Origin of the sequence: Acinetobacter sp. V102_4, assembly GCF_031799005.1 — a bacterium.
GTDB lineage: Bacteria > Pseudomonadota > Gammaproteobacteria > Pseudomonadales > Moraxellaceae > Acinetobacter > Acinetobacter calcoaceticus.
On record NZ_JAVQNR010000032.1, the window covers coordinates 218,038 to 244,670 of the forward strand.

A 26,633-nucleotide genomic window follows, 5' to 3' on the forward strand; every position below is an offset into this window, starting at 1 on the left:
AGCAATAGACTTAGCGCTCACTCAACAGATCCGTAGACTGAATACGGACAACCCCTTGTTGCTGCATGGTTTGCCATGCCTGTTCTAAAGAACCATTTAAATCAATACCTTTACAAGCATCTTCAACCACTAAAGTTTTAAAACCTTGTTTGATTGCATCTAAAGCAGTCCATGCCACACAAAAGTCGGTCGCAATTCCAACCACATACACCGTATCAATGCCACGCTCTTTTAAGTAACCCGTTAAACCAGTCATTGTGGACTGATCTACTTCCATAAAAGCCGAATAACTATCAATATGAGCATGAAAGCCTTTTCGAATAATGAGTTGAGCTTTCGGAATATTTAAATCAGGATGAAAATCGGCATCTTTGGTACCTTGTACACAATGTTTAGGCCAAAGCACCTGCGGTCCATAGGCAAGTTCAATAGTTTCAAATGGCTGCTTGCCCGAATGATTTTGTGCAAAAGATATATGATTATCTGGGTGCCAGTCTTGCGTCAGAACAACATTTTCAAAACAATCAGCAAGTTGGTTAATCGTTGGAATAATTGTGTCGGCGTCAGCAACTGCTAAATTTCCACCCGGTGTAAAACCATTTTGTACATCAACTACGATTAAAGCCGCATTTTGTGGTTGTTTATTCATTTTCATGTCATCTTCAATCCCAACAGGGAAAATTGCATTCTATCTTGCCATAAAAAAAGCCAATATTAAGTAAGGCTCAGTTGAATCAAGCTGTATTGTTATATTTACGAACCCTTCTCACCCCTGCAATACGAATACATCCTATCTTTTCCTCAAGTTTACATAGCGATTATCCGTTAGGCGTATTGTTCTTATGCGTCTGATCAGTCATAATTTGCATAATTGTCATTCAACAATCTGTTATTGTTAGAACTGGACAATCAAAATACTGCAACCATCCCACATTTTGTTTTTCTTACCTCAGATTCGGATGGATAAATAGGATATTTTTAAAAATGACTCAGCAAGCACAGACCATTCAAGGCTCAATCGTCGCAATCGTCACACCAATGTTGAAAGATGGTGGTGTAGATTGGAAGGGTCTTGAGAAGCTGGTTGAGTGGCACATAGAACAAGGTACAAACAGTATTGTAGCCGTCGGTACTACCGGCGAAGCCTCAACATTGAGCATGGAAGAGCACACACAGGTTATTAAAGAAATTATTCGTGTAGCCAATAAACGTATTCCAATTATTGCCGGTACTGGTGCAAACTCAACCCGTGAAGCAATCGAATTAACTAAAGCTGCTAAAGATCTTGGCGCAGATGCAGCCTTACTTGTTACGCCATATTATAATAAGCCAACTCAAGAAGGCCTCTACCAACACTATAAAGCGATTGCTGAAGCCGTAGAATTACCACTTATTCTTTATAACGTACCTGGCCGTACGGGTGTAGATCTTGCAAACGATACAGCTGTACGTTTAGCAGAGATCCCTAATATTGTCGGTATTAAAGACGCAACAGGTGACGTACCTCGTGGTAAAGCTTTAATTGATGCTTTAGACGGCAAGATGGCTGTGTATTCAGGTGACGACGAAACTGCATGGGAACTTATGCTTCTTGGTGCAGACGGCAATATCTCTGTTACAGCAAATGTTGCACCTAAAGCCATGAGCGAAGTATGTGCTGTTGCGATTGCCAAAGATGAACAACAAGCGAAGACGATTAACAATAAGATTGCAAATTTACACAATATTCTATTTTGCGAATCAAACCCAATTCCTGTGAAATGGGCACTACATGAGATGGGACTGATTGATACTGGTATTCGTTTACCACTCACTCCTCTCGCTGAGCAATATCGCGAACCTCTCCGCAATGCCCTAAACGATGCGGGAATTATTTAATAAGAGCAATTTATGATGCAATTACGTCTTGGTTTAGTCCTTGCAGTTTCAGCCTTGAGTTTAGCTGGTTGTGGTCGCTTCGCAATTAATAATCACTCTTTAGATTATAAAAATGCCAAGCAACTTGCCCCGCTTGAGTATCCTGCCGATGCAACTGTACGACCAGCGACACCTTTGTATCCTGCCCCAACTGTAGACCAGCTCGCTATTGAGCATGCGCCTAAATTTGAAAACAAGCGTGGTAACCGTTTTGCATTGCCGCGTCCTGAAGAAACGCAGGGCGGCAACGCAACAGCAGATGCATCTGCTCAAACTGGTAGCGCGCTTGGACGCCCTCAGCTTGTGACCGACGGTAATAAAAACCCATTATTAAAAATTGATGGGAATACGACCGAGATCTGGCAATACGCCAAAGCGACATTAAGTACTTTAAATTACAACATCATCGCCCAAGGCAGCAATCAGGCGACGATTAAAGTAAATGACAATACTTATGTGCTTAAGCTGACTGGTGTTGGTTCAAGTCATACTCTTGCTCTATTTAATGTAGACAACACTTTTGCAAGTCCAGATGTGGCTGCTGAAGTGTTAAACCAGATTTACCAAAATTGGCCAGCCTAGTCGTTTACTAGGCATTTTTTTTAAAAAGGTTCCCTCATGTTAAAACAAACCTTGCTCTATACTGGTAAAGCAAAATCTGTATATGAAACAGACAATGCCGACCATCTGATTTTAGTCTTTCGTGATGATGCCTCTGCGTTCAACGGCGAAAAAATCGAACAGCTAGATCGTAAAGGCAAGGTGAACAACCTTTTTAACGCCTTCATCATGGAAAAACTTGCTGCTGCGGGTATTGAAACGCATTTTGAAAAATTGCTTTCTCCAACTGAAGTGCTTGTTAAAAAACTTCAAATGATTCCTGTTGAATGCGTAATTCGTAACTACGCAGCTGGTTCTCTATGCCGTCGTTTAGGTGTAGAAGAAGGTAAAGAGTTAACTCCTCCTACATTTGAATTGTTCTATAAAGATGACGGTCTAGGCGACCCAATGGTTAACGAATCTCAAGCAATTGCTTTAGGTTGGGCGACTGCTGAACAATTAGAGCAAATGAAAGTGTTAACTTACCAAGTAAACAATGTATTAAAAGCATTATTTGCTGAAGGTAACATGATTTTGGTGGACTTCAAGCTTGAATTCGGTGTTTTCCATGACCGTATCGTGCTTGGTGATGAGTTCTCTCCAGACGGTTGCCGTCTATGGGATAAAGACTCTAAGAAGAAACTCGACAAAGACCGTTTCCGTCAAGGTTTAGGCGGTGTTGTTGAAGCTTATGAAGAAGTTGCTGCTCGTTTAGGCGTAGATTTATCTGACATCTAATCAGTCAAACTTCATGAAAAACCGGGTCTTAGCCCGGTTTTTTTACATTAAGTACTTTAGAAAATAAATAATGTAGACAGATTTGTCTATTAAAATAAATTAGCACTTGCACAAACCTAAATTTAAACACTAAAATCTAAAAAAACATTAAGTACTTCACAATAATTAAATTTAAAACTAGGGTAGACCTATGGAAATATCTAAGCTTGAAAAGAGATTAATGAATCATCCAATCCATTTTGGTGAAAATCCGTTGGTGTTATTAACGAACTTTAGCAGCTCGGCTTTAAAACAAGGCTGGACTCAGGCAGAAGTTGAATCAGTAATTTCCAAGGCTTCTCAAGGCGATTATATGGCGCTTATTCGTACCTTAAGAACCTACACCTTATTCTAACTAGTATGGCTGCATAATTTGCTTCAAGCGCCCACCTTCCCACCTCCTGCTTATTTCTTGCGGCCTTATAGCCTCCCTTTAATTCAGGCAGTAAATCGTCTTGTAGCCCAAAGTGCTCTCAATCTTCCTTTGTATCTGGCTGATCACTCTTGTTCATGCATTATTTTTGCTTCTTTGCTACCGCCGCATCATTCGATTTATAAAAAAACACACAAAGCTGTTAGGAATAGACTGGATTTATCCTGAACACTGCCTTAACAATAAATAAAAATTAGAAATATAAAATATTTATTCAGTGAGGAGTAAACCTGATGGATCATAAAGTAGAGGAAGAAAAAGTCGATCAAACCTTAAGTTGGCGTGAAAAAATAGCGGTTGAAGAACATGAGAAGCTGTCACCCCGTTTGGTCTATGAAATTATCCGCCGCGATGGTGCCGAGGAACTGGATCGCCCGACGGCTGCGCTGATCTTTTCAGGGATTGCCGCAGGTTTGGTCATCAGTTTTTCATTTGTATTTAAAGCGATTATTGCTTCTTATCTCCCGACTGATGCGATCTGGACCGATTTAATTACCAATGTGGGTTATACCATTGGGTTCCTGATCGCTATTTTGGGTCACATGCAACTCTTTACCGAGAATACCATCACCACAGTTGTACCTTTATTCAAGCCCTTTACCTTCGATAAATTACGAGCAGTAGGCCGCTTATGGGGGATTGTGATTCTATGCAATGTGATTGGAACAGGTTTAGCGAGTTTATTTTTCCTAACTACTCACCTGTTTACTCCCGGTATTGACCAAGCACTCGATGAGCTAGCCCATCATGTAGGTTCCTTTTCTGCAACCCAGAATATGCTCAAAGGTATTATGTCAGGGCTGTTAATTGCAGCATTGGTCTGGATGTTGCCCTCAGTCAGTAATAAATTCCTGCTCATCTTTTTCATGACTTATCTGATAGGACTAGGTGACTTTACCCATGTAGTGGTTGGCTCTACCGAAATGTCCTATCTCGTCTGGCAAGGAGAGGCTTCCATTAAGGAATATCTGTTTACTTTTCTAGTGCCAACCACCATTGGCAATATTATTGGTGGTACAGGCGTGTTCACGCTACTGATTTATGGTCAGGTGACTGAAGAGCTGGAACAGCATGATCATCGTTAGGTGCAGCTTGATAAAACGAATAGGTTATTACTGTTCTTGCTGCCATCTACGTTGTTGCAAGCGCTCACCTTCAACTTCACGCTTGTTTCTCGCAGACTCGTAGAGTTTGGTTCCCTTTAACTCAGGCGGCAAATAGTCTTGCAGCACAAAGTGCTCAGGATAATCGTGAGGATAGAGATAATTAATTCCGTAACCCTGCTGCTTCATAAGCTTGGTCGGCGCATTTCTTAAGTGTAAAGGCACAGGTAAATTTGCAGTCTTATCAGCAAGTTCCAAGGCCTTATTAATCGCTAAATAGGTACTATTACTTTTTGCACTCGTTGCTAAATAAACCGCCGTTTGGCCCAGAATAATTCGAGCCTCAGGCATACCCACCGCTTGTACAGAACGAAAGCACTCACCAGCAAGTAATAATGCATTTGGGTTAGAATTTCCAATGTCTTCCGAGGCTGCAATCAACATACGTCTAGCAATAAAAACTGGATCTTCTCCGCCTTTGAGCATACGTGCCATCCAATACAGGGTTGCATCTGGATCACTGCCCCGAATCGATTTAATGAAGGCAGAAACTAAATCGTAATGCTGTTCCCCAGATTTGTCATAACGTGCAATATTTTGCTGTGCTACTTTCACCACAACCGCATTGGTAATGGTATTTTCAATCTCTGGTTCAAATGTACTGGCAATCAGATCAAGTAAATTAAGCGCTTTACGGGCATCTCCTGCAGCAAATTGAATGAGAGCATCGTATTCTTCAATATGAATATAGCGTTCTTTTAAAAATTTATCGGCTTGAAGTGCATTATTAATGAGAGTCTGGATCGCTTCACTATCTAGACTGTTTAAGGTATAAACCTGACAGCGTGATAAAAGCGCACTATTCACCTCAAAAGACGGGTTCTCGGTGGTCGCTCCAACTAAGGTAATTTTACCTTTCTCAACTGCACCCAATAAAGCATCTTGCTGTGATTTATTAAAACGATGAATTTCATCAATAAATACTACGGGTGTCAGTAAATCACCACTTTCTGCAATGACTTCACGTAATTCTTTTACACCCGTATTCAGCGCAGATAAGCTCACAAATGGGCGGTCTATCGCCTGAGCTAACAGCAAAGCAATTGTGGTTTTACCAACTCCCGGCGGACCCCAAAAAATAATAGAAGGTAAATGACCCTGATCAATCATTTGACGCAGTGGTGCATTCTCACCTAATAAATGATCTTGCCCAATAATTTCAGACAAGTCTCTCGGGCGTAGGCGTTCGGGAAGTGGAATATGGGTGTCTGACATTTCAAATAGCTTTATCGTCTTTTATCTATAGTCTATTGTGTCTCACAGAAATCTACAATTTGAATCTATGAGACACGGCCTTTATTTACAGGCGGTTTTATCGCCTTAAGATGCTTTCTTAGTCAGCTTAAGTAAGCGTGCCTTTGAACCATCTTCAATGACCCAAATTGAACCGTCTTGTGCTTCATGCAAACCACGAATACGTTGCTTCATATCTAGTCTTTGCACTTCTTTCACAGGTTTATGCTGTAAATCCACAACAATAATCGCTTCGGAAGATAAGCCTCCAATTAAAGCCTTATTTTGCCATGCCGGAAATTGTTGTCCGCGATAAATGATCAAGCTCGATGGAGAGATTACAGGAGTCCAGTCAATTTCAGGTGCTTTAAATTCTGGGCGAGTATGATGATCTGGAATAGGTTGGCCCGAATAATGATCTCCATTTGAAACGATTGGATAACCATAATTTTCACCTTTTTTGATGATATTAAGCTCATCACCGCCTTTCGGGCCCATTTCAACAACCCATAGTTGCCCTTGAGGGTCAAATGCAATGCCTAACGGATTACGATGCCCAAGCGACCATATTTCAGCAGTTACCCCGCCTTGCTGATAAAAAGGATTACCTGTGGCCGCTGAGCCGTTATCATTTAGACGCAAGATTTTACCCAAGTTACTTTTCATGTTTTGGGCAGGGTCAAACTTTTGTCGTTCACCTGAACTCACCCAAAGTTTTCCATCGGCCCCAAAAACCATGCGATGTCCGTAATGGCCTTGACCTGAAACTTTGGGTACTTGCTGCCAAATCTGCTTCACATCTGTAAGTTTAGGTTGATTAGGGTTGGACAAATCTAATTTTGCACGTGAAATGGCTGCACCATACCCACCTTGCCCTTTTGTTGCATAGCTCAGATAAATCCAGTAGTTCTTCGCAAAGTTGGGATGTAAAGCTACATCACCCAAACCACCTTGCCCGCCATAACTCACTGGAGGTACTCCTGAAACATCCAGCATTTGCTTATTTTTAGGATTAAAAATTTTTAATTTACCTTGGCGCTCCGTCACTAATAAACGCTGATCTGGCAAACTTGCTATTGCCCAAGGCTCATCAAAATGTGCAACTGTTTCAACCTGATAAGATTGTTTGACTGAATTAGATTGTTCTGTTTTAGCAGAGGTGTTTTGTTCAAGATTTTTTGAATTGGTATTATTAGAACCACAAGCCATTAACAAAAAAAAGCTACTACATAATAACGGGGCTGCTAGTCGTCTCATCATTCTTATCTCCTTTTGTTTTTATTGTTATATAACGGAGATCAGCAAAAAATTTACGATAAAAGTGTTACTTTATTATACGCTGTAATTAAAAATGCTTATGCAGATCTGCTTAACGTACCCAACGTACAACGTAATCTTCTAGATCATCTTCATGGACATCAACTTCAGAAATACAACGTCCTGCAACCGACTTTTTCGCATTCATCACGCTTTGTCGAGAACCCGTATTTAAATAATGCCAAGAGGGTAAATTTTTACCTTCATTCAAGCGTTTATAGGCACAGCTTGATGGCAACCAGTGAATTGTTTTTAAAGACTCTACCGTTAATTGCAAACAGTCAGGCACTTGCTGCTGACGATTAGAATAGTCCGAGCAACGACCCGTACTGCAATCGAGCAGCTTGCAAGCCACTTTGGTGTACGCGACTTCATGCGTATCTTCATCTTCTAGCTTTACCAGACAGCATAAACCACACCCGTCACATAAAGCCTCCCACTCAACCTGAGTCAGTTGCTCAAGCGTGTAATTTTTCCAAAACAATGGACGAAGTGAGGTCTCGGTAGACATAATTTTTTAGCAGCAGATGAGATAAAACAGTATCTAAGTATAGCATTGAAGTGATCTGTACGAAAAAAGAAGCTGTATTCCTAACATCACAAAATGATTGTTTAATATACATTTCAACCACATAAACGACACATTCGGTGCAAAAAACACCCTATATAGTTAAAGGACAATGAAAAATAAGTAGGAGGACAGCATATGTTCCGTTGGGCAATAATTTTTGCAGTGATTGCACTCATTGCCAGTCTATTAGGGTTTGGTGGTGTTGCAGGGTTATCTAAAGACTTTGCCGTGATTTTATTAGTTATAGCTGTAATTCTTGCTGTAATTGGGTTCATTTCGCGAGGCAGGACTTAATTTAATCATGACCATATATAAAAAAGAAGGAACCAGTTTCCTTCTTTTTTTATTGCAAAAAATTTTCTAACTTTTTCTTTTGATGTAGATTCTTACATAGTTATTTATATTACTTTATTTTTTTATGCTTTAATCAAGCGTGTTTAAATCTCTTTAAATTTCAGGATTAAGGTTATGAGTACAGCAATTAAAACCCGTGAAATTCAATATACTGCACCAGATGGCAGCCATTTAATTGGTTACTTCGCTGCTCCAGATAGTGAAACACCTGTTGCGGGTGTGATTGTTGCTCCTGAATGGTGGGGCCGTAACGAATATACCGAACAACGTGCGCGTGAGCTTGCTGAACATGGTTATGCTGCGCTTGCAATTGACATGTATGGTGATAAAAAAGTCACAACTACTGCAGCTCAAGCCTATGAATGGATGATGCAGACATTTGAAGAATTAGACACTGTCACCACTCGCGCAAATGCTGGACTTCAAACTCTTGCAGCCCAACCAGAAGTAAACGGTGAAAAACTTGCAGCTGTTGGCTTTTGTTATGGCGGTAAAGTGGTATTAGACCTTGCTCGCTCAGGTGCTCCCCTAAAAGCAGTTGCAACCTTCCATGGTACGCTAACACCTAAGGCACCTGCTCAAAAAGGCAACATTCAAGGTGAAATATTAGTTCTTCATGGTGAATTAGACAGTATGGTCACCTTAGAAGATGTTGCTAATTTTGAAAAAGAGATGCAAGCTGCTGAGGTGAAACACGAGGTAGTGGTTTTAGAAGGTGCTAAACATGGCTTTAGTAACCCGCTTGCAGATGAAAGAGCTAAAGCGAACGGTGTAGACCTTGGCTACAATAGCGAAGCGGAAAAACAAGGCCTTGCTAAAATGTACGCTTTATTAGAACGTACTTTAAAATAAAAGAAGCGAATTTGGAGCAAATTGTTTATTTGCATTTGCTCCCTTAAATGTTTATGACTTTGCAATATTTTTACTGTATTTTTTAAACCATACTTCAATAAATATACTCCCGTTGAGCTAGAGCAAAGCCTAGTCTTATTTCCCGCACTCGGGGTTTAATGGAATAACATGAGAGGATACAACAATGATTGACAAGAAATGTCCGTATTGCGAATTTGATGAATATGACATCATTGATAAGAATGAATTTGCTGTAATTTTACCTGATTCTAATCCGCTATCTAAAGGCCACTGTGTGGTAACCCCACTACGCCATGTTCGTTCTTTTTTTGACATCACGTCTAAAGAGCATCAAGGCTTGCTGACACTTCTTGAAATTGCACGCCACGAAACGCAGCTTCGCCATCAACCAGACGGTTTCCATATTAGCTTCAATGATGGTGAAGTGTTCGGACAAAATTCAGATCATTTCCACATTCATGTCATTCCGTACTACAAAAACCAACCGTTGAAACTTGATCAGCGTTGGGGTGTACAAAAGGATTAATCCTTTTTTATTATTGAAACAGAGATCACGCTTTTTAAGGTCATCTCTGTTTTAACTGGTACTTGTACTTCACCTGCTTTAAACAAAATTTCCCCACAAATTTCAGCTATAATTTAACTCTTACTTTTCTTCTTTAGCTGTTCATGCCCGACTTTTCTTTTTCTGATGCCCTCTTAAACTGGTTCGATCAACATGGTCGTCATGATTTGCCGTGGCAAGTCGCAGATGATCCATACAAAGTTTGGGTTTCTGAAATTATGTTGCAGCAGACTCAAGTTAAAACAGTTCTGCAATATTTCGACCGTTTTATGGAGCGCTTCCCGACTGTAGAAGCTTTAGGTCATGCAACTTGGGATGAAGTAGCACCTTATTGGGCAGGTCTGGGTTATTACGCTCGTGCTCGTAATTTGCACAAGGCCGCAGGTCTTGTAACTCAGCAGGGAAAATTTCCTGAAACGCTAGAAGAATGGATTGCTCTACCCGGCATTGGCCGCTCTACCGCAGGTGCGCTCATGTCTTTGGGTTTACGTCAGTATGGCGTGATTATGGATGGCAACGTGAAACGTGTCTTAGCCCGTTTCTTTGCTATTGAGGATGATTTAAGTAAACCCCAACATGAACGTGAAATGTGGAAACTAGCTGAAGAGCTTTGCCCAACCCAGCGTAACCATGACTACACTCAAGCAATTATGGACTTGGGTGCAACCATTTGTACGCCTAAAAAACCACTCTGTTTATATTGCCCAATGCAAGCCCACTGCCAAGCTTACCAACAAGGCCTAGAACAAGAACTCCCATTTAAAAAACCTAAAAAAACACCACCCGTTAGAACAGCAGATGTTCTTATCATTCAGTGTGAAGATGAATGGTTCTGGCAACAACGACAATCTCATGGTTTATGGGGTGGTTTATTCTGTTTACCCATTTTAGAAATTGAACACGAACGTCTTAGCTTAAGTCAGCAATTTAAATTGCAACCTCAACCGCAAACCTTTCAGATCAGTCATAGTTTCACTCATTTTACGTGGTTACTTAATGCTCACACGTTCCACGTGGAACCTGATCAAAAAGAACATCTAGCAATTGAACTCGAAGGACAATGGCTTAGTCCAAAACAAGCTGTTGCCAAGGGCGTTCCAACAGCAATGAAAAAATTGATCTCGACAAGCCGTTCATGACATATTGAGTAAAATAATTTTGATATGGCAGTGACAGGGAGTATTTTGTGCGACGTTTTGTTTCTCATTTCTCACTTGGTTTTTTAATTCTTCTATTGGCTGCCTGTGCCAGTGCACCTAAAAAACCAGCCCCACTCCCACCAGCTCAAGTCAGCAAGCTTAAAAGTATGCAACTCGCAAATCGACTTCCTGTGCCTGTGAAAGGTGTCGACCGAGATGAGTTAAAAGATACGTGGGGAGCTGCACGCAGTCAGGGCCGTAGTCATGAAGGAATTGATATTTTGGCTCCACGTGGAACCAAAGTGTACAGTGCAACCGAAGGGCTTGTTGCAGATCTGCGCAATAATAATCTCGGTGGTAAAGTCATCTGGATTTTAGGTCCAGCAGGAACATGGCATTATTATGCTCACCTTGATGGTCACAAACGTGGACTAAATGTCGGTGATTATATCAAAAAAGGTGATCTGATCGGCTATGTCGGCAACACCGGCAATGCACGTTATACTTCACCTCATTTGCATTATGGTCTTTATCTAGATGGTAAAGGACGTGGTGCTATTAACCCTTATTCTTATTTACGCTAGGAACATTGTATGTCGGAAGCGCTGATCAATCGCTTAGTAGAGTTTGCCGAGTCAGGCAATCAGCAAAAGATCATTTTAAATGGCAATAGCTATCAAGGCTGGATCATGGAAATCAGCGACGATGCCCTGCTAATCAGTACCGGTTTTTCAGATAAAGTGGGCAAAGACTTTTGGCTAAAGTTTGAAGACTTAACTCAAGCTGAACTGTATTATTGGGATACGCGCCCAAATGAATGGGTGTTATTTAAACTTTAAAATTCTAAGATAAATATAAGGAGCATCATCATGAAAACTCAACGCTGCGGATGGTGTTCCAATGATCCCCTCTACATTGCCTATCATGATGAAGAATGGGGTAAACCAGAACATGATGAAGCACGATTATTTGAAATGCTTTGTCTGGAAGGTCAGCAAGCTGGCTTATCTTGGATAACCGTACTCAAAAAAAGAGAAAGTTACCGAGATCACTTCTTTAATCACCCAATTGCAGATATTGCCTCATTCACAGATGACTTTTTAGAACTAAAATTATCCGATGCGGGTTTAATTCGCCACTTAGGCAAACTTAAAGCAATTCGTGATAATGCAATTGCTTGGCAAGCACTCAAAGCACAAGTCGGTGATGTCACTACATGGCTTTGGCAATTTGTAGATGCGGCCCCACAACAAAACGATGTTGTAGATTATCGTCAGGCACCAGCACAAACCGAACTCAGCGTAAAACTTTCCAAAACTCTTAAAAAGAATGGCTTCAAATTCGTTGGCCCAACCACCTGTTATGCTTTTATGCAAGCAGTAGGCATGGTCAATGATCATGAAAACAATTGTCAATTTAAAGCTTCATAACCCACCATAACGGATCAAACCCGCTTAAGGAGTTTCCGATGAGCAATAATACAATTCAAGCTTATGCCGCTATGCAGGCAGGTGAAAAACTGGTTCCTTACCAATTTGATGCAGGTGAATTACAACCGCATCAGGTTGAAGTAAAAGTTGAATACTGTGGTTTATGCCATTCTGATATTTCTGTTCTAAATAATGAATGGCGTTCAACTGTGTACCCTGTTGTTGCAGGCCATGAAATTATTGGACGAATTGTTGCTTTAGGCTCAGAAGCCAAAGGTTTACAAATTGGACAACGTGTAGGCATTGGCTGGACAGCGGAGAGCTGCCAAGCATGTGATGAATGTATTGGTGGTCAGCAAGTCCTTTGTACGGGTGAAAATGTTGCAACCATCGTCGGGCATGCTGGTGGTTTTGCCGATAAAGTACGTGCAGGCTGGCAGTGGATTATTCCCCTCCCCGATGATTTAGACCCAGAAAGTGCAGGTCCTTTACTTTGTGGCGGAATTACTGTTTTTGATCCGCTACTCAAACACAAAATTCAGGCAACACACCATGTAGGTGTGATTGGGATTGGCGGTTTAGGCCATATAGCCATTAAGCTACTTAAAGCTTGGGGCTGTGAAATCACGGCATTCAGTTCCAACCCTGATAAAACTGAAGAGCTCAAAGCAATGGGCGCCGATCATGTGGTGAATAGCCGTGACACAGACGCGGTAAAAGCACAAAAAGGTAAATTTGATTTATTGCTCAGTACCGTGAATGTGACCTTAAATTGGCGCGCTTTCATTTCTACACTAGCACCAAACGGCTCTTTGCATTTCTTGGGACTTACTCTTGAACCTGTTCCAGTTTCTGTCGGATCGCTTATTGACGGTGCCAAGTCAGTGACAGGCTCACCTACTGGTTCACCTGCTGCACTGCGTCAACTTTTAAAGTTTGCTGCACGCAAAAAAATTGCACCTCAAATTGAGCTGTTTCCAATGTCAGAGCTTAATGAAGCAATTGAACGTTTACACTCAGGTCAGGCACGTTATCGAATTGTGCTTAAAGCAGACTTTTCAGAATAAAACTAATTTACTGTTTTCATCTGTTGTCGCGACCATTCCGCCAAGTCACTAATTGCTTGGCGGACATCTGCTGTTAATTCATGACCCGCGTTTAACCGAATGAAATGTCGATATCGTTCGTCCTCACCAAAAACATGACCGGGAACCACAGTAATTCCTTGAGCTTTCGCAGTGTAATACAGCGCTAAGGTATCGACGCCTTTAGGTAACTGTATCCAGAGTGCATAGCCTCCTTCTGGCTGACTCAATGCAATTGGAAGGCCGTCAAACGCTCTCAAAATACAGCTGCGGTATTGCTCAACTTGCCGCATCAGATTTGGCCGTAGCTGCTCTAAATGCTCTCGATAACCACGGCTATAAATAAAATCTGCCAGACCTAATTGTAAGGGCGTATTCACCCCAATATTACTTGCCAGTAGCTCAAGTCTTAAATGCTGTAACTTTGCACTTAAACAAAACCACCCTACCCGATACGCGCTCGACAGCGACTTAGAAACCGACCCACACCAAATGACATAGCCCTCACAGTCCCAATAGCGAATCGGCAGCGGGCGTTCATTACTGTAACCACATTCACCAAAAATATCGTCTTCAATAATAAAGCACTGATATCTTGCAGCTAATTCAGCAATCTTTTGTTTTTCTGTATTACTTAAACAATATCCTAAAGGGTTTTGATAATTGGCTGTCATCAGGCAAACCTTCGCCAAACCTTGCTGCATTAATGACTCTAAACGCTCAAGATCAATGCCACGATGATGCGCAGGAATTTCAATAATCTGCCGTTTTAAACTGGCTAAAAGCTGTAGTTGCCCATTGAAAGTAGGTGTCGGAATCAAAATACTATCCCCTACTTCTGTTAGATGCTGAATCACTAAAGACAAAGCAGGTATACAACCATTGGTAATGAAAATATCTTCTGCTGCGATAAAAATGCCATCTTCACGCCAATGATCAGAAAGCGCTTTTCTTAATTGTTCATGTCCTTGTTTATTACAGTAGAGAAAGTCTTGTGGCTGACAATTTTTTAAAGCACGTTGAATAGAACGGCGTAAGCCTTCTACTGGAATAAAATGTGGCGTCAACTGGATCGAACCTAATGGTACCAGATGGCTCTGTAAGGCAGCTTCTTGAATTTGGTTATGCAACTCCAGATTTGAGACTTGCCGAGGTAAAGACAAAAAATCGGGGCTATCAGGAATAGGACTAGATTGGGTTCTGGCAACCACAAAGTAACCCGATTTCGGCTTTACATAAATGAGCCCCCTCGCCTCAAGTAACTCATAACAACTTTTTGCCGTGCTTAAGCTAATAGTGTGCTGACGAGCAAAATCTCGTAACGAAATCAGCTTCTGATGGGGCTTGAGCTCATCTTGATAAATACGATGTGCTAATTGATTGGCAAGAACCTGATATTGGAAAGTCATTCTGTGCTGCTTTTTTAAAAATTTCTGTATCTGTACTGGTTTATAGAACACCTTTACGCTATATAAATCAACTCAAAGAGTGGCAAGATCATGAAATTAAAAGCTATATTGTTATTTACTATTGTTTTAGCAGGTTGCCAACCACAACCAAAAAATGAGCAGCACAGACATACAGTTTGCCAAAGTCTGATTGAGGGTTATTTAAAAATGACCAATCAACAAGACTACAAATTGGAGCAGCGCACTGACGATGAGACCAGTACGATTTCTCATTATCAATATAAACGTAATAGCTCAAATGAAGTTGTGATGGTGAACTCGACCTATTCCAAATTATATTTTAGTTGCCGCCAACAGCAAAAAAGCTATTTTCTGGCCCAGCATTCATCAGAAGGACAAACCACTCCACTTCTAGAGCTTCATTTTCCAACTGATGGCTATGCTACTTTTAGAGAGCGTTTTTAAAACCATCTTTTAACTGTTCTGCCAAAAACTCAATGAATAAACGGATTCGTTTTGGTAGATGCTCTTGTTGATAATACACAGCATGGATGCTTTGATATTGATGTTCAATTTGATCTTCAAATAATGCAATCAATCGCCCTTCTTCAATATCTTTCCAAACTTCAAATTCAGATAGCCGTGCAATGCCATGACCTCTAATGGTGAGTTGACGTACCGTCTCTCCACTGGAAGCTTTAATTTTTGCTTGTGCGAAAAAATATTCATCGCCAACTTTAATCGGCCAACTATTAATATAGGCAGGTCTGGTAAAACCAATCAAATCATGTTGTTCGAGTTCTTCTGGTTGTGTCGGAGTACCCTTAATCGCCAAATAATCCGGACTTGCAACAATAAATAAGCGACTTTTACACACCAGTTTGGCATGTAGACTCGAATCATTGAGTTCCCCAAACCGAAATGCCACATCAGTTTTATGTTGCAGCAAGTCAATCACCTGATCATTGCTATTTAACTCAATTTCAATATCTGGATAGCACTCACGAAACTTATGCATTAATGGTGCAATCACGTGTAAAACGAACGGAGTAGCCGAATCAATACGAATGAGTCCTGCCGTACCCTGATCAGATTTTTGTAGTTCTTCTTCAGCTGCATTCAGCTCATTTAAGATTTTACGGGCCTTTACCAAAAACTGTTGCCCTTCTTGAGTCAGTTTCAACTTACGTGTCGTTCGTTCTAACAAGGTCACATCTAACTTAGTCTCTAAGCGTGTTAAAGAGCGGCTTACTCCTGAAGGTGTTTGTTTTAAATGCTCTGCTGCGGCTACAAATGAGCCTGTATCAATAATTGTGATAAAGGCAACAAGTTCTTCAATTGTTGATTTCATGGCTTATTCTATTGTTGACTAATCATCAAAGATATTTTGCTTATTCATCTATTTTTTCGCAACAATAATCCGAGCAAAATGCACCTCAAGTTAAACAATTATTTAAATTCAGGTGAACACATGAATATCCCACGTTTTGGTCTAGGAACTTTCCGTCTAAAAGAGCAAGCGGTGATTGATTCTGTTAAAAATGCTTTAGATGTAGGTTACCGTGCAATTGATACTGCTCAAATTTATGACAATGAAGCAGCGATTGGTCAAGCCATTGCCGAAAGCGGTGTGTCACGTCACGACTTATTTCTAACCACAAAAATCTGGGTAGATAATTTTGCTCAAGATAAATTTATTCCAAGTTTAAAAGAGAGCTTACAAAAGCTTCGTACTGACCATGTCGATTTAACGTTGATTCACTGGCCAGCACCGGACTTAGGCGTTTCGATTCCTAAAATCATGCAGCTTTTACTTGAGGCAAAGCAACAAGGCCTTACTAAACAAATTGGTATCTCAAACTTCAATATTGAGCTTACCCAACAAGCAATTGACACAATTGGTGCAGAGCATATTGCAACTAATCAGATTGAGCTAAGCCCTTATCTTCAAAATCACAAACTTGTGAACTTCTTACAAGAGAAGAATATTGATGTCACTTCATATATGACGCTTGCGTACGGCAAAGTGCTTCAAGACCCAGTTCTAGCTAAAATTGCAGCAGCTCATAAAGCAACGACCGCACAAATTGCACTTGTGTGGGCATTGCAACGTGGTTTTGCAGTCATTCCATCTTCGACTAAACGTGAAAACCTGATGAGCAATTTAAAAGCACAGGATATCGAGTTAACTTCAGCTGAAATGCAAATGATTGCCGAACTTGATCGTAACAGTCGTGAAGTTAGCCCAGAGCCATGGGCACCAGTTTGGGACTAAACTCATGAACACTCAATCAAATACGGCGTTCTCATTATTGGCATTGGCTATTGGTGCCTTTGCCATTGGCACCACTGAATTCTCACCAATGGGATTGTTGCCGAATATCGCTAATGATTTAGGGATTTCAATTCCAACAGCCGGTATGTTAATTACAGGCTATGCACTTGGCGTAATGCTAGGTGCCCCGTTCATGACCCTGTGGTTCGGTGGTTTTGCACGACGAAATGCGCTTATTTTTCTGATGGCGATCTTTACAGTCGGTAACCTGATTGCAGCGTTTTCACCAAGCTATATGAGCTTATTAGGTGCACGTCTCATCACAAGCTTGAACCACGGTGCTTTCTTCGGTATAGGTTCAGTTGTAGCAGCAAGCATTGTGCCCGCACATAAACAGGCCAGTGCTGTAGCAACCATGTTTATGGGCTTAACTATTGCCAATATCGGTGGTGTACCGTTGGCAACATGGGTTGGGCAAAACATTGGCTGGCGTATGTCTTTCCTTGCTATTTCGTTGCTTGGCGTTATTACCATGCTCGCTTTATGGAAAGCCCTACCACAAGGTATGGTTGCCAAAAAACCAAATGTGAAAGCTGAGTTGAAAGTGTTAACGCGCACTCCTGTAATACTTGCGTTGCTCACCACCGTACTTGGTGCGGGTGCAATGTTTACGCTCTATACCTATATTGCGCCAAGTTTGACTGAGTTTACCCATGCTTCACCTACCTTCATTACTTTTATGCTGATGTTAATTGGTGTCGGTTTCTCGATTGGTAACCATTTAGGTGGACGTTTTGCAGATTTGTCCATCAACAAAACCCTGATTGGTTTCTTGGTTCTGTTGATTGTAATGATGGTGACTTTCCCGATTCTTGCACAAAGTCAGATTGGCGCAGCCATTGCTTTAGTGATCTGGGGTGCAGCAACCTTTGCTTTAGTGCCTCCATTACAAATGCGTGTAATGTCCGTCGCTCACGAAGCACCAGGCCTTGCCTCTTCAGTAAATATCGGTGCGTTTAACCTAGGTAACGCAGTAGGAGCAGCAGCAGGCGCATTAGTACTCGATTTAGGTTGGGGCTATAGCGCAGTATCATTTGCTGGTGCATTGCTGGCTGGGTTAGCTTTGTTATTGGTTTTATTGCAAATCAAACGCGAGAGCAGCCCTGCCCAAGCGTTACAGCAGTGTTCAGATTAATAAAAAAAAGCGCCTGATTTCAGGCGCTTTTCTTTAAGTTATTTATTTTAAAATATCTGGTAATTTCGGTTGTTCATAAATCGGACTGGTCACTTCGCGCTTCATTTTAAGCAACATCTGGTAAGGCTGCTGTTGAACAAACATATTCACAAAACTTAATGGAATTGCACCAGCAGGATCAGCATAACCACTAGTGGTTACTTTCACCTTATTATTTGCAAGTTTCTGGAATGTCCAGTCCCCTTCATAGCGTGTTAAGCGTACCACATCGGGTTGTATCGGATAATTTCCGCTAATTGCAGTATTTTTAATTGTCACAACGCCATTTGCAGCCTTGCTCATTTTTCCTTTTACAACGACATCACGATCTTTCAAAGGAAATGGAAAATCCAACACCATATACAGTGTGAACTCACCTTTTTTCTCATCTTGAGACAACATTTCAACTTTGCCCATATAAGGCACCCACTGATCGGCACGATTCACATCTAAAATCACGGCGACAGCACGTTCGAGTGGCACATCAAATGTCGTTTCTGCTTTATATTGAAAGACTGGATTATCAGTCTTCTGATAGGTCCAGACTTTAATATTATTGCGGTCTAAGCTTAATTTAGCTTTTTCTGTAGAAGCAGCCCCCGTCCAGAGGCTACTTAAACAAAGAAGAGTGGTAAGGGCAATTTGTTTTTTATTCATGTTCTGCTCTATCTTTTTTTTCTCGCTACACATGGAATACGTACAGGGTTTTAAACCTGTACGTCGTTCAATTCTAAAACATCTTTCATGTCATATTTACGCGCTTCACGGCCCACAACCCATGCCGCAGCTCGCACTGCACCAGCAGCAAAGTTCATACGGTTAGTTGCTTTATGAGTCACTTCAACGCGCTCACCTTCACCAATGAACATAACAGTGTGTTCGCCAACAATATCACCACCACGAATGGTTTCGAAACCAATCGTTTGACGGTCACGTGGGCCTGTATGTCCTTCACGTCCATAAACAGCAACTTCTTTTAAGTTACGGCCTAAAGTATCTGCAATCGCTTCACCCATCATTAACGCTGTACCTGACGGCGCATCTACTTTATGACGGTGGTGAGCTTCAATCACTTCAATATCTACTGTATCGCCAAATACTTTTGCTGCAAGCTCAAGTAACTTGATTGATACATTTACACCAACTGAATAGTTCGCAGCGTAAACCACAGGTGTATGAGTGGCAACTTCGTCTAACTCAGCTTTTTGCTCATCTGACATACCTGTTGTACCAATAACCATGGCAACCCCAGCTTCACGGCAAAGCTTCAAATGCTGAGCAGTTGCAACTGGTGCAGTAAAATCAATGATTACATCGCAGTCTTTAAGAACCTCTGCCAAACTTCCTGAAACCTTCACACCCACTGAACCAATACCAGCAAGCTCACCTGCGTCAGTGCCTACCAAACTACTTTCTGGACGTTCTACCGCAGCAGCCAATTGATAGCCTGCCTGTTGAACTGCTTGAATAAGCGTACGGCCCATACGACCGCCTGCACCTAAAACACCAATGCGTGGAGCTGCTGACATAATCCTTCTCAATCTTCTGTTTTACGTAATTTGTCTACTATATCAAAACTCTTTGCTCACGATAAAAAGTAAAAATTATTTTTTAAGATCAGCTGAAATTTAATCTGTTTTCACAAAAGTTAAAGAATTGATCGGCACACTACTCAGCCACGAATGAAAAAAAGATGACTATAAGGAGTTCAACATGCATTCGAGAATTATTGGCTTCACAGCGATGATGGGGATTATGAGTTCAGTGGCCTTTGCAGAGCCTGCAATCCAGTCAGGAGACACATTAGAAAGCTTATCTAAAGCACGCATTACGACTAACGTAAATACTCAAACAGCAACGCCTACAGCTCAAATTAGCGTAGTAACCGATACCAATACCGACGTTAAAGTTGAAGATATTGACCCGATTATTGGCGAAACAACGACAGAAACACCTAAAGTAGCTGTACAGACAGAAGCAGTAGCCGCACCAGTTATCGAAAATGCGCCTACTCTTGCTTCTAGCGAACCGACTGTAAGTGTTGACGACATTGATGTTGCTCACCCTACAGAGTAAGCAGACGTAATTTTCTTTGAAGCAGAATAAAAATAATAAGATGAATCAGCGCAATAAAAAGGCGGATATTTTATCAATATCCGCCTTCTTTTTAATTTCTTATCTAATCAAGCATTAATCAAACAAACGATCAAAGAATGATTTTTTCTTTGGTGAAGAAGCACTGTCTTCGCCATCAAAAGAAGCTTGCAACTCTTTAAGTAATTCACGTTGGCGAGCATTCAAGTTCACCGGTGTTTCTATCACAATACGGCAGAGTAAATCACCCACCATGCTGCTACGTACTGGACGAACGCCTTTACCACGTAAACGGAATAATTTGCCTGTTTGAGTTCCCTCAGGAATCTTCAAGCTAACACGACCTTCCAAAGTTGGAATTTCAATTTCTTTACCAAGTGCAGCATCAGCAATGCTAACAGGTACATCCATATAAAGGTCGGCACCATCACGTTGGAAAATTTCGTGTTCGCGAACAACCACTTCAACGTACAAATCACCTGATTGGCCATCACGAATTGCTTCGCCTTTGCCACTCAAACGTACGCGGTCACCATTATCTACACCCGCTGGAATTGTAACTTCCAACGTTTGCTGGCGATCAGCTACACCAGAACCATGACATGCCTGACAAGGGTTTTTAATAATTTTACCTTGGCCACGACAAGTACCACATGTTTGTTGTACAGAGAAGAAACCTTGCTGCATACGCACTTGTCCTGAACCATGACAAGTTTTACAAGTTTCAACATCTTTTGGATTTTTTGAACCTTTACCATCACACACATCACATGGTGCCGGAGCAGTAAAGGTAATGGTTTTTTTCACCCCTTTTACAGCTTCTTCAAGGGTAAGTTCCATTACATAGCGTAAATCTGATCCGCGACGTTGACGCTGTTGACGTCCACCACCACCGAATGCACCACCGAAGATATCACCGAACTGGCTAAAAATATCTTCTGCACTAAATCCGCCAAAGCCGCCACCGCCGCCGCCAAAGCCACCTTCGAACGCATTGTGACCCATGCGATCGTACATGCTACGCTTTTCGCTGTCCGATAAAACTTCATAAGCTTCTGAAGCTTCTTTAAATTTCTCTTCAGCGTCGGCATTGTCAGGGTTTCTATCAGGATGATATTTCATCGCCAATTTACGGTAGGCTTTTTTGATCTCATCATCACTTGCGGTTTTTGAAACGCCTAAAACCTCATAATAATCACGTTTAGCCATTTTTGGCGGTGCTCCTCACGGAATTTTATCAATACTCTATTGCCGACTAAATGGGGGGCTTTAGCCGAATTTACAAGGGGGAAATGTTCAAAAAATAGATATATTAAAAAACTGCCTTATTTTTTAAATATTTAGACACGCCTTTTAACCATGCATTTAAAAGAAATAACCACGCAATCGCGCTAAAAACGACACCAGCAACCGTAAAGGCCGTTACCCAAAGGTTACTATCCCACGCAAAAAAGAACAGCGGAATAAACCAGACCACAGCAAAAATTGCCATAAAAAGAAATAGAATTCCATTACGCATAATCCATAGCGCATGCGCATGAATCCAAACTTCTGCATTATCTACAGCCGCTACTTTACGAGCAACCAAATAAGCAAAGGCTGCAAAAATAACCGTAAACAATGCAAGAAACATAAACGTATAAGAAATTACAATATAACGGCGATGCTGTTCGATATGGTCTTGCCCCATCTGTATTTCACCTCAATTCGCTGCATTTTGCCTATTTTTTATGCAACGAAATATTCCTGTATTTTTTGTGTAAAGACAGGTGCTACTATATTGGAGTTTTCAATATTTCGCACCTTTATTCACAAAAAATTTATGTATTTTATGCGGTTTTTTTCACCTTAAACCACGCTGCGTAGAGCGCAGGCAAGAAAAATAATGTTAGTAAAGTGGCAACAATCAATCCACCCATGATCGCAACTGCCATCGGACCAAAGAAAATACTCCGCGAAAGTGGAATCATGGCCAGAACCGCGGCCAAAGCAGTCAAAATAATCGGACGGAATCGACGTACGGTAGCTTCAATAATCGCTTCCCATGTTGGATGCCCTGCCTGCCTGTCTTGTTCAATTTGATCAATCAAAATAAGCGAGTTACGCATGATCATGCCAGAGAGTGCGATTGTGCCCAACATGGCTACAAAACCAAATGGTTTGTTAAATAGAAGTAAAAATAAAACCACACCAATTAAACCTAGTGGAGCTGTTAACAACACAATAGTCGCGCGAGATAAGCTCTTGAGCTGAATCATCAGTAATGTCATGACAACCGCTAAAAACAGTGGCATACCAGCATTCACAGAATTTTGCCCACGTGCAGACTCTTCTACCGTTCCACCGACTTCAACAAGATAGCCACTTGGTAATTCAGCACGTAGCTTATCCATTGATTCTGCTAACTCTCCCACCACTGTAGCGGGCTGTAGTTGAGATCGAACGTCTGCGCGAACAGTAATGGTTGGTAAGCGGTTACGATGCCAGATTAAACCATCTTCAAACTTATACTCAATTTTAGCAATCTGGGCTAAAGGCACGGTCGTTCCGTTGGTCGTTGGTACAGCTAAACTTGCCAGTGAAGCCACTTCAACTCGCTCGCTCTGATCACCGCGTAAACGGATTTCAATAAGTTCACGCTTTTCACGATATTGCTCAATCGCACTACCTGTAATTGATGCATTAATGAAATTCGCTAAATCCACACTAGAGACACCCATTTGTCGAGCACGATCTTGGTCAATTTGAATTGAAATAATCTTACTCGGCTCACCCCAATCTAAATGCACATTGGTGGTATTCGGATTTTCGCTAACTAGTTTAGCGACTTTCTGTGCCTCTTGACGTACCAGATTTTGATCTTCACCCGACACACGATATTGCAATGGATAACCAACAGGTGGGCCATTTTCCAGTAATGACACGCGAGTACGAACTTGCGGAAGTAATTGCTTAATTTGTGTTTCTAACGAGCGACGAATTTCATCACGATCATCAAGTGATGATGCCAGAACTACAAACTGCGCAAAGCTGGCTTGCGGTAATTGCTGGTCTAATGGTAAATAAAAACGTGGTGATCCTGTACCTACATAGGCCACATAGTTATCAATACCTTTTTGTTTAGACAGGAATTTTTCAACCTTTTTCACAGCTTGTTCTGTCGCTGTTAAAGAAGCGCCTTCTTCAAGTTTTAAATCAACTAAAATCTCGGCACGGTTCGATGGTGGGAAAAACTGCTGAGGAACGATCTTAAACATCAATACAGACAGTACAAAAATACCCACCGTCGTCGCAATTACGGTTTTACGGTAAGTCACACAAAACTCGACCATCTTTCTAAAACGTAAATAGAAGCTAGATTGGTAAGGATCGTAGTGATGGTCCTGTGAAATGACCACAGTTTGCGGTTGCGGTTTTTTGGTTAATCTCGCCCATAAACGGACATACCAAGGGGCCTGATGGCCTGTTTTGGTAAAGTCGGGTAATAGCTTTTCACCTAAATAAGGTACGAATAAAACTGCTGCAACCCAAGACACCAATAAGGCAATCGTCACCACCTGAAAGATAGAGCGAGTGTATTCACCTGTACCAGACTGAGCTGTCGCGATCGGTAAGAAACCAGCCGCGGTAATCAGTGTTCCAGTGAGCATCGGAAATGCTGTTGTTTTCCACGCAAATCCGGCGGCTTTAATCCGGCTATACCCCTGCTCCATCTTAATTGCCATCATCTCGACGGCAATAATGGCATCATCGACTAACAGACCTAGCGCCAGAATCAAGGCACCCAGTGAAATCTTATGCAGGCCGACATCGAATAAATTCATACCCGCAAAGGTCATTGCTAAAACTAAAGGAATAGAAAAAGCGACAACCAATCCTGTACGGAAACCTAAAGAGAAAAAACTCACTAACAAGACAATAATAACTGCTTCAGCGAGTACCTTTATAAACTCATGAATACTACGTTGCACTGCTACAGGTTGGTCAGAAACTTTTTGGAGTTTCATGCCTAAAGGTAGTGTCTTTTGCAATTGGGCAAATTCTGTGTCTAGATTTTTACCTAAGGCAATAATGTCACCACCCTTACGCATCGATAGAGCAATACCAATACCATTTTCACCCATGAAGCGCATACGTGGCTGAGCAGGTTGACTAAAACCACGGTAGACATCAGCGACATCTCCGAGTTGAATGGTTTTATCGCCTACCAGTAACGGCATTTTCTTAATTTCATCAATGTTTTGTAAATGACCACTTACCCGAATCTGAATACGGTCTGTACCTGTTTCAAAAAAGCCAGCACTTGCCATACTATTTTGCTTTTGTAAGGCCTCTTGAATCGCTGTAACTGGAATACCAAGCTGTACCGCTTTAGTGTTAGAAATCTCAATCCAGATTTTTTGATCTTGCAGACCAATTAATTCGACCTTACTGACATCCTTGACCCGTTGAAGCTGTAATTGCAAACGATCTGCATATTCTTTTAAAAGTGCATAGTCAAAGTCTTTGCCTGTCAGCACATAAATATTGCCGAAAGTGTCGCCAAATTCGTCATTGAAAAATGGACCTTGTACACCGTTTGGTAGTTCATGGCGTATATCATTGACCTTCTTACGAACGTTGTACCAAACATCGGGAATCTTGTCAGAAGTAAGTGAATCCTTGGCCACAAAAGTGACCAACGACTCGCCTGGACGGGAGTAAGCCATAATCTTGTCATACTGCCCTGTTGTCATGAGTTCCTTTTCGATACGGTCCGTAACTAAAGTAGAAACTTCTTTGGCAGTCGCTCCAGGCCAGTAGGTCTGTACCACCATTACCTTAAAGGTAAAGGGTGGGTCTTCACTTTGTGATAATTTTGAATAAGAGATCGCACCAATAATGCCAAGCAACAGCATAAAATAAAGGACGATGCCTTTATTATTTAATGCCCATTCCGAGAGATTGAATTTCATGGCTGGGCTGCTCCCTGAATTTTCACCCCACGATTTTCACGGTCAATCGGGTGAATCTTCTGTTTATCACGTAGCAAATGTACGCCGCCAATCACAACCCAATCATTTGGGGCTAAGCCAGATAATACCGGCACACTATCTTTTCCATATGCACCAATTGTTACAGGTACTTTACGCAATGTCTGATTCGCATTAACAACCCATACATAAGGTTGATTATCTGTTGCTGAGACACTCGAAAGTGGCACACTCATCACATTGGTTTGAGTTGAGCTAAAAAATACGCGTGCACTTTGTCCAAGCTGAATAACAGATTGACCTTCTTTGAGTGCAACCTTGACCGTAAAGGTACGAGACTGATCAGCCGCGGGAGAAACTTCGCGCACATAACCAGCAAATCGATCATTCGGTTTAGACCATAAAGTGACCCAAGCTGCCTGACCAACCTTGATCTCGGAAACCGCTTGTTCTGGCACACCAATGACAACTTCACGCTCTCCATCAATTGCCAGTTGATAAGCGGCTTGACCCGCTGCAACCACTTGTCCAATTTCAATGTTTCGCGCAGTAATCACCCCATTTTTATTAGAAACGAGTTGGTTATATCCTGTCTGATTGGCAGAAACTTCATAGTTAGAACGAGCTTGTTGTAACGCTGCTTGTGCCGAGTCATACTGATTTTTTACCGTATCGTATTGCGAACGGCTAACCGCATTAATTGGCAGTAATTGCTGAAAACGTTTTAACTCATCTGATGCCGTTTTTGCTGCTGCCTGTGCATTGTCCAGTTGGGCTTTAGCAGCATTTAACTGTAGCTGAGCATCTGCCACGTCAAGCTTTGCTAAAACTTGTCCAACCTTAACTCGGTCACCGACGTCCACGTAACGTGCCGTAACTTGCCCACCGACTCGAAACGCTAAAGCCGTTTGTTGTCTGGCTTGCACATCCCCTGCATAGCTTTTTTGTTCATTGAGCGTGGTCAAGGGTTGAGCCACCATCACATAGGGTATTTCTTCTGTTTTTGGGGCTTCTTTACTACACCCCATTAATGTGACCGTACAAACAATCACCATACTCATGATGAGAGGTTTTAACAGATTCATATCTTATCGCTCTTATTCAAACTGATTTTTTAAGGCACAATATGCTTGCATCATAAATTGTTTGTTTTTTAATTAATATACTCATGGGTACATTAATTAAAGAAAA

At 41.5% G+C, this 26,633-nt stretch carries 29 protein-coding genes; 17 read left to right on the forward strand and 12 right to left on the reverse strand.

The window, feature by feature from the left end:
• Positions 1-10: 10 nt before the first annotated feature.
• A complete protein-coding gene (gene pncA, locus RMB13_RS03575; RefSeq protein ID WP_311084428.1) occupies positions 11-655 on the reverse strand; it encodes a bifunctional nicotinamidase/pyrazinamidase in 645 nt (214 codons plus the stop codon).
• A 329-nt stretch (positions 656-984) separates the two neighbouring features.
• On the opposite strand from pncA, the gene dapA reads away from it, so the two are divergent.
• The 5 genes from dapA (at position 985) to RMB13_RS03600 (ending at position 4,812) form a co-directional block, all read left to right on the forward strand.
• Positions 985-1,878: a 4-hydroxy-tetrahydrodipicolinate synthase gene (gene dapA, locus RMB13_RS03580; protein WP_005037855.1), complete on the forward strand. Its 894-nt coding sequence runs from the start codon at positions 985-987 to the stop codon at positions 1,876-1,878.
• A gap of 15 nt (positions 1,879-1,893) precedes the next feature.
• On the forward strand, positions 1,894-2,499 hold the full coding sequence (locus RMB13_RS03585) for a lipoprotein-34 precursor (NlpB) (protein ID WP_080028370.1): 606 nt from the start codon (positions 1,894-1,896) through the stop codon (positions 2,497-2,499).
• A gap of 36 nt (positions 2,500-2,535) precedes the next feature.
• Complete coding sequence (gene purC, locus RMB13_RS03590) at positions 2,536-3,255, forward strand: phosphoribosylaminoimidazolesuccinocarboxamide synthase (RefSeq protein WP_311084429.1); 720 nt, start codon at positions 2,536-2,538, stop codon at positions 3,253-3,255.
• Positions 3,256-3,445: 190 nt separating this feature from the next.
• Entirely contained in the window at positions 3,446-3,649 is a 204-nt protein-coding gene (locus RMB13_RS03595; protein ID WP_056481964.1) for a hypothetical protein, read from the forward strand.
• Positions 3,650-3,960: 311 nt separating this feature from the next.
• Complete coding sequence (locus RMB13_RS03600; protein WP_311084430.1) at positions 3,961-4,812, forward strand: formate/nitrite transporter family protein; 852 nt, start codon at positions 3,961-3,963, stop codon at positions 4,810-4,812.
• Between the two features lie 27 nt (positions 4,813-4,839).
• Here RMB13_RS03600 and RMB13_RS03605 read toward each other — a convergent pair whose 3' ends face one another.
• The 3 genes from RMB13_RS03605 to RMB13_RS03615 all read right to left on the reverse strand — a co-directional run bounded on the left by RMB13_RS03605 (position 4,840) and on the right by RMB13_RS03615 (position 7,951).
• The gene (locus tag RMB13_RS03605) at positions 4,840-6,105 is read right to left on the reverse strand and encodes a replication-associated recombination protein A (protein WP_003654262.1); all 1,266 of its coding nucleotides are present in this window, start codon (positions 6,103-6,105) and stop codon (positions 4,840-4,842) included.
• Positions 6,106-6,210: 105 nt separating this feature from the next.
• Positions 6,211-7,383: a PQQ-dependent sugar dehydrogenase gene (locus RMB13_RS03610; RefSeq protein WP_311084431.1), complete on the reverse strand. Its 1,173-nt coding sequence runs from the start codon at positions 7,381-7,383 to the stop codon at positions 6,211-6,213.
• Between the two features lie 109 nt (positions 7,384-7,492).
• Positions 7,493-7,951: a YcgN family cysteine cluster protein gene (locus RMB13_RS03615; RefSeq protein ID WP_311084432.1), complete on the reverse strand. Its 459-nt coding sequence runs from the start codon at positions 7,949-7,951 to the stop codon at positions 7,493-7,495.
• A 195-nt stretch (positions 7,952-8,146) separates the two neighbouring features.
• Here RMB13_RS03615 and RMB13_RS03620 point away from each other — a divergent pair, with 195 nt between their 5' ends.
• The 8 genes from RMB13_RS03620 (at position 8,147) to RMB13_RS03655 (ending at position 13,439) form a co-directional block, all read left to right on the forward strand.
• Positions 8,147-8,305, forward strand: coding sequence for a DUF1328 domain-containing protein (locus tag RMB13_RS03620; RefSeq protein ID WP_000490267.1), 159 nt, complete (start codon positions 8,147-8,149; stop codon positions 8,303-8,305).
• Positions 8,306-8,479: 174 nt separating this feature from the next.
• Complete coding sequence (locus tag RMB13_RS03625; RefSeq protein WP_080028042.1) at positions 8,480-9,217, forward strand: dienelactone hydrolase family protein; 738 nt, start codon at positions 8,480-8,482, stop codon at positions 9,215-9,217.
• Between the two features lie 184 nt (positions 9,218-9,401).
• Positions 9,402-9,764 carry an HIT family protein gene (locus tag RMB13_RS03630; protein WP_311084433.1) on the forward strand — a complete coding sequence of 121 codons (363 nt, stop codon included), beginning with the start codon at positions 9,402-9,404 and terminating at the stop codon, positions 9,762-9,764.
• A 143-nt stretch (positions 9,765-9,907) separates the two neighbouring features.
• On the forward strand, positions 9,908-10,942 hold the full coding sequence (gene mutY, locus RMB13_RS03635) for an A/G-specific adenine glycosylase (protein ID WP_311084434.1): 1,035 nt from the start codon (positions 9,908-9,910) through the stop codon (positions 10,940-10,942).
• Positions 10,943-10,989: 47 nt separating this feature from the next.
• Positions 10,990-11,526: a M23 family metallopeptidase gene (locus RMB13_RS03640; protein WP_311084435.1), complete on the forward strand. Its 537-nt coding sequence runs from the start codon at positions 10,990-10,992 to the stop codon at positions 11,524-11,526.
• Between the two features lie 9 nt (positions 11,527-11,535).
• A complete protein-coding gene (locus RMB13_RS03645; protein ID WP_001287364.1) occupies positions 11,536-11,781 on the forward strand; it encodes a hypothetical protein in 246 nt (81 codons plus the stop codon).
• A 30-nt stretch (positions 11,782-11,811) separates the two neighbouring features.
• The gene (locus RMB13_RS03650; RefSeq protein ID WP_311084436.1) at positions 11,812-12,372 is read left to right on the forward strand and encodes a DNA-3-methyladenine glycosylase I; all 561 of its coding nucleotides are present in this window, start codon (positions 11,812-11,814) and stop codon (positions 12,370-12,372) included.
• Positions 12,373-12,410: 38 nt separating this feature from the next.
• On the forward strand, positions 12,411-13,439 hold the full coding sequence (locus tag RMB13_RS03655; protein ID WP_311084437.1) for an NAD(P)-dependent alcohol dehydrogenase: 1,029 nt from the start codon (positions 12,411-12,413) through the stop codon (positions 13,437-13,439).
• Positions 13,440-13,441: 2 nt separating this feature from the next.
• Here the strand turns inward: RMB13_RS03655 and RMB13_RS03660 are convergent, their stop codons facing one another.
• Positions 13,442-14,866, reverse strand: a complete 1,425-nt coding sequence (locus RMB13_RS03660) for a PLP-dependent aminotransferase family protein (RefSeq protein ID WP_311084438.1) — start codon at positions 14,864-14,866, stop codon at positions 13,442-13,444.
• Positions 14,867-14,956: 90 nt separating this feature from the next.
• Here RMB13_RS03660 and RMB13_RS03670 point away from each other — a divergent pair, with 90 nt between their 5' ends.
• Complete coding sequence (locus RMB13_RS03670) at positions 14,957-15,331, forward strand: hypothetical protein (protein WP_311084439.1); 375 nt, start codon at positions 14,957-14,959, stop codon at positions 15,329-15,331.
• On the opposite strand, the gene RMB13_RS03675 is transcribed toward RMB13_RS03670, so the two are convergent.
• A complete protein-coding gene (locus tag RMB13_RS03675; RefSeq protein WP_311074260.1) occupies positions 15,315-16,217 on the reverse strand; it encodes a LysR family transcriptional regulator in 903 nt (300 codons plus the stop codon). The two genes, RMB13_RS03670 and RMB13_RS03675, sit on opposite strands and share 17 nt — an antisense overlap.
• Positions 16,218-16,337: 120 nt before the next feature.
• Between RMB13_RS03675 and dkgB the strand changes: the two genes are divergently transcribed.
• Positions 16,338-17,141 (forward strand): 2,5-didehydrogluconate reductase DkgB, encoded by an 804-nt coding sequence (gene dkgB, locus RMB13_RS03680; protein WP_311084440.1) that lies wholly within the window; start codon positions 16,338-16,340, stop codon positions 17,139-17,141.
• 4 nt (positions 17,142-17,145) lie between these two features.
• Positions 17,146-18,336, forward strand: a complete 1,191-nt coding sequence (locus RMB13_RS03685) for an MFS transporter (RefSeq protein WP_311084441.1) — start codon at positions 17,146-17,148, stop codon at positions 18,334-18,336.
• A 42-nt stretch (positions 18,337-18,378) separates the two neighbouring features.
• Here the strand turns inward: RMB13_RS03685 and RMB13_RS03690 are convergent, their stop codons facing one another.
• Positions 18,379-19,032: an START domain-containing protein gene (locus RMB13_RS03690; protein ID WP_005037811.1), complete on the reverse strand. Its 654-nt coding sequence runs from the start codon at positions 19,030-19,032 to the stop codon at positions 18,379-18,381.
• Positions 19,033-19,082: 50 nt separating this feature from the next.
• Positions 19,083-19,904, reverse strand: coding sequence for a 4-hydroxy-tetrahydrodipicolinate reductase (dapB, locus tag RMB13_RS03695; protein ID WP_311084442.1), 822 nt, complete (start codon positions 19,902-19,904; stop codon positions 19,083-19,085).
• Between the two features lie 184 nt (positions 19,905-20,088).
• Between dapB and RMB13_RS03700 the strand changes: the two genes are divergently transcribed.
• Entirely contained in the window at positions 20,089-20,451 is a 363-nt protein-coding gene (locus tag RMB13_RS03700; RefSeq protein ID WP_311084443.1) for a hypothetical protein, read from the forward strand.
• 114 nt (positions 20,452-20,565) lie between these two features.
• Here the strand turns inward: RMB13_RS03700 and dnaJ are convergent, their stop codons facing one another.
• The 4 genes from dnaJ to RMB13_RS03720 form a co-directional block, all read right to left on the reverse strand.
• A complete protein-coding gene (gene dnaJ / locus RMB13_RS03705; protein ID WP_005037805.1) occupies positions 20,566-21,678 on the reverse strand; it encodes a molecular chaperone DnaJ in 1,113 nt (370 codons plus the stop codon).
• A gap of 103 nt (positions 21,679-21,781) precedes the next feature.
• Positions 21,782-22,159: a hypothetical protein gene (locus RMB13_RS03710; protein ID WP_311084444.1), complete on the reverse strand. Its 378-nt coding sequence runs from the start codon at positions 22,157-22,159 to the stop codon at positions 21,782-21,784.
• 139 nt (positions 22,160-22,298) lie between these two features.
• Positions 22,299-25,424 (reverse strand): efflux RND transporter permease subunit, encoded by a 3,126-nt coding sequence (locus RMB13_RS03715; protein WP_311084445.1) that lies wholly within the window; start codon positions 25,422-25,424, stop codon positions 22,299-22,301.
• Complete coding sequence (locus tag RMB13_RS03720) at positions 25,421-26,527, reverse strand: efflux RND transporter periplasmic adaptor subunit (protein ID WP_311084446.1); 1,107 nt, start codon at positions 26,525-26,527, stop codon at positions 25,421-25,423. Before RMB13_RS03720 ends, RMB13_RS03715 begins: the two co-directional genes overlap by 4 nt.
• Between the last annotated feature and the right edge of the window lie 106 nt (positions 26,528-26,633).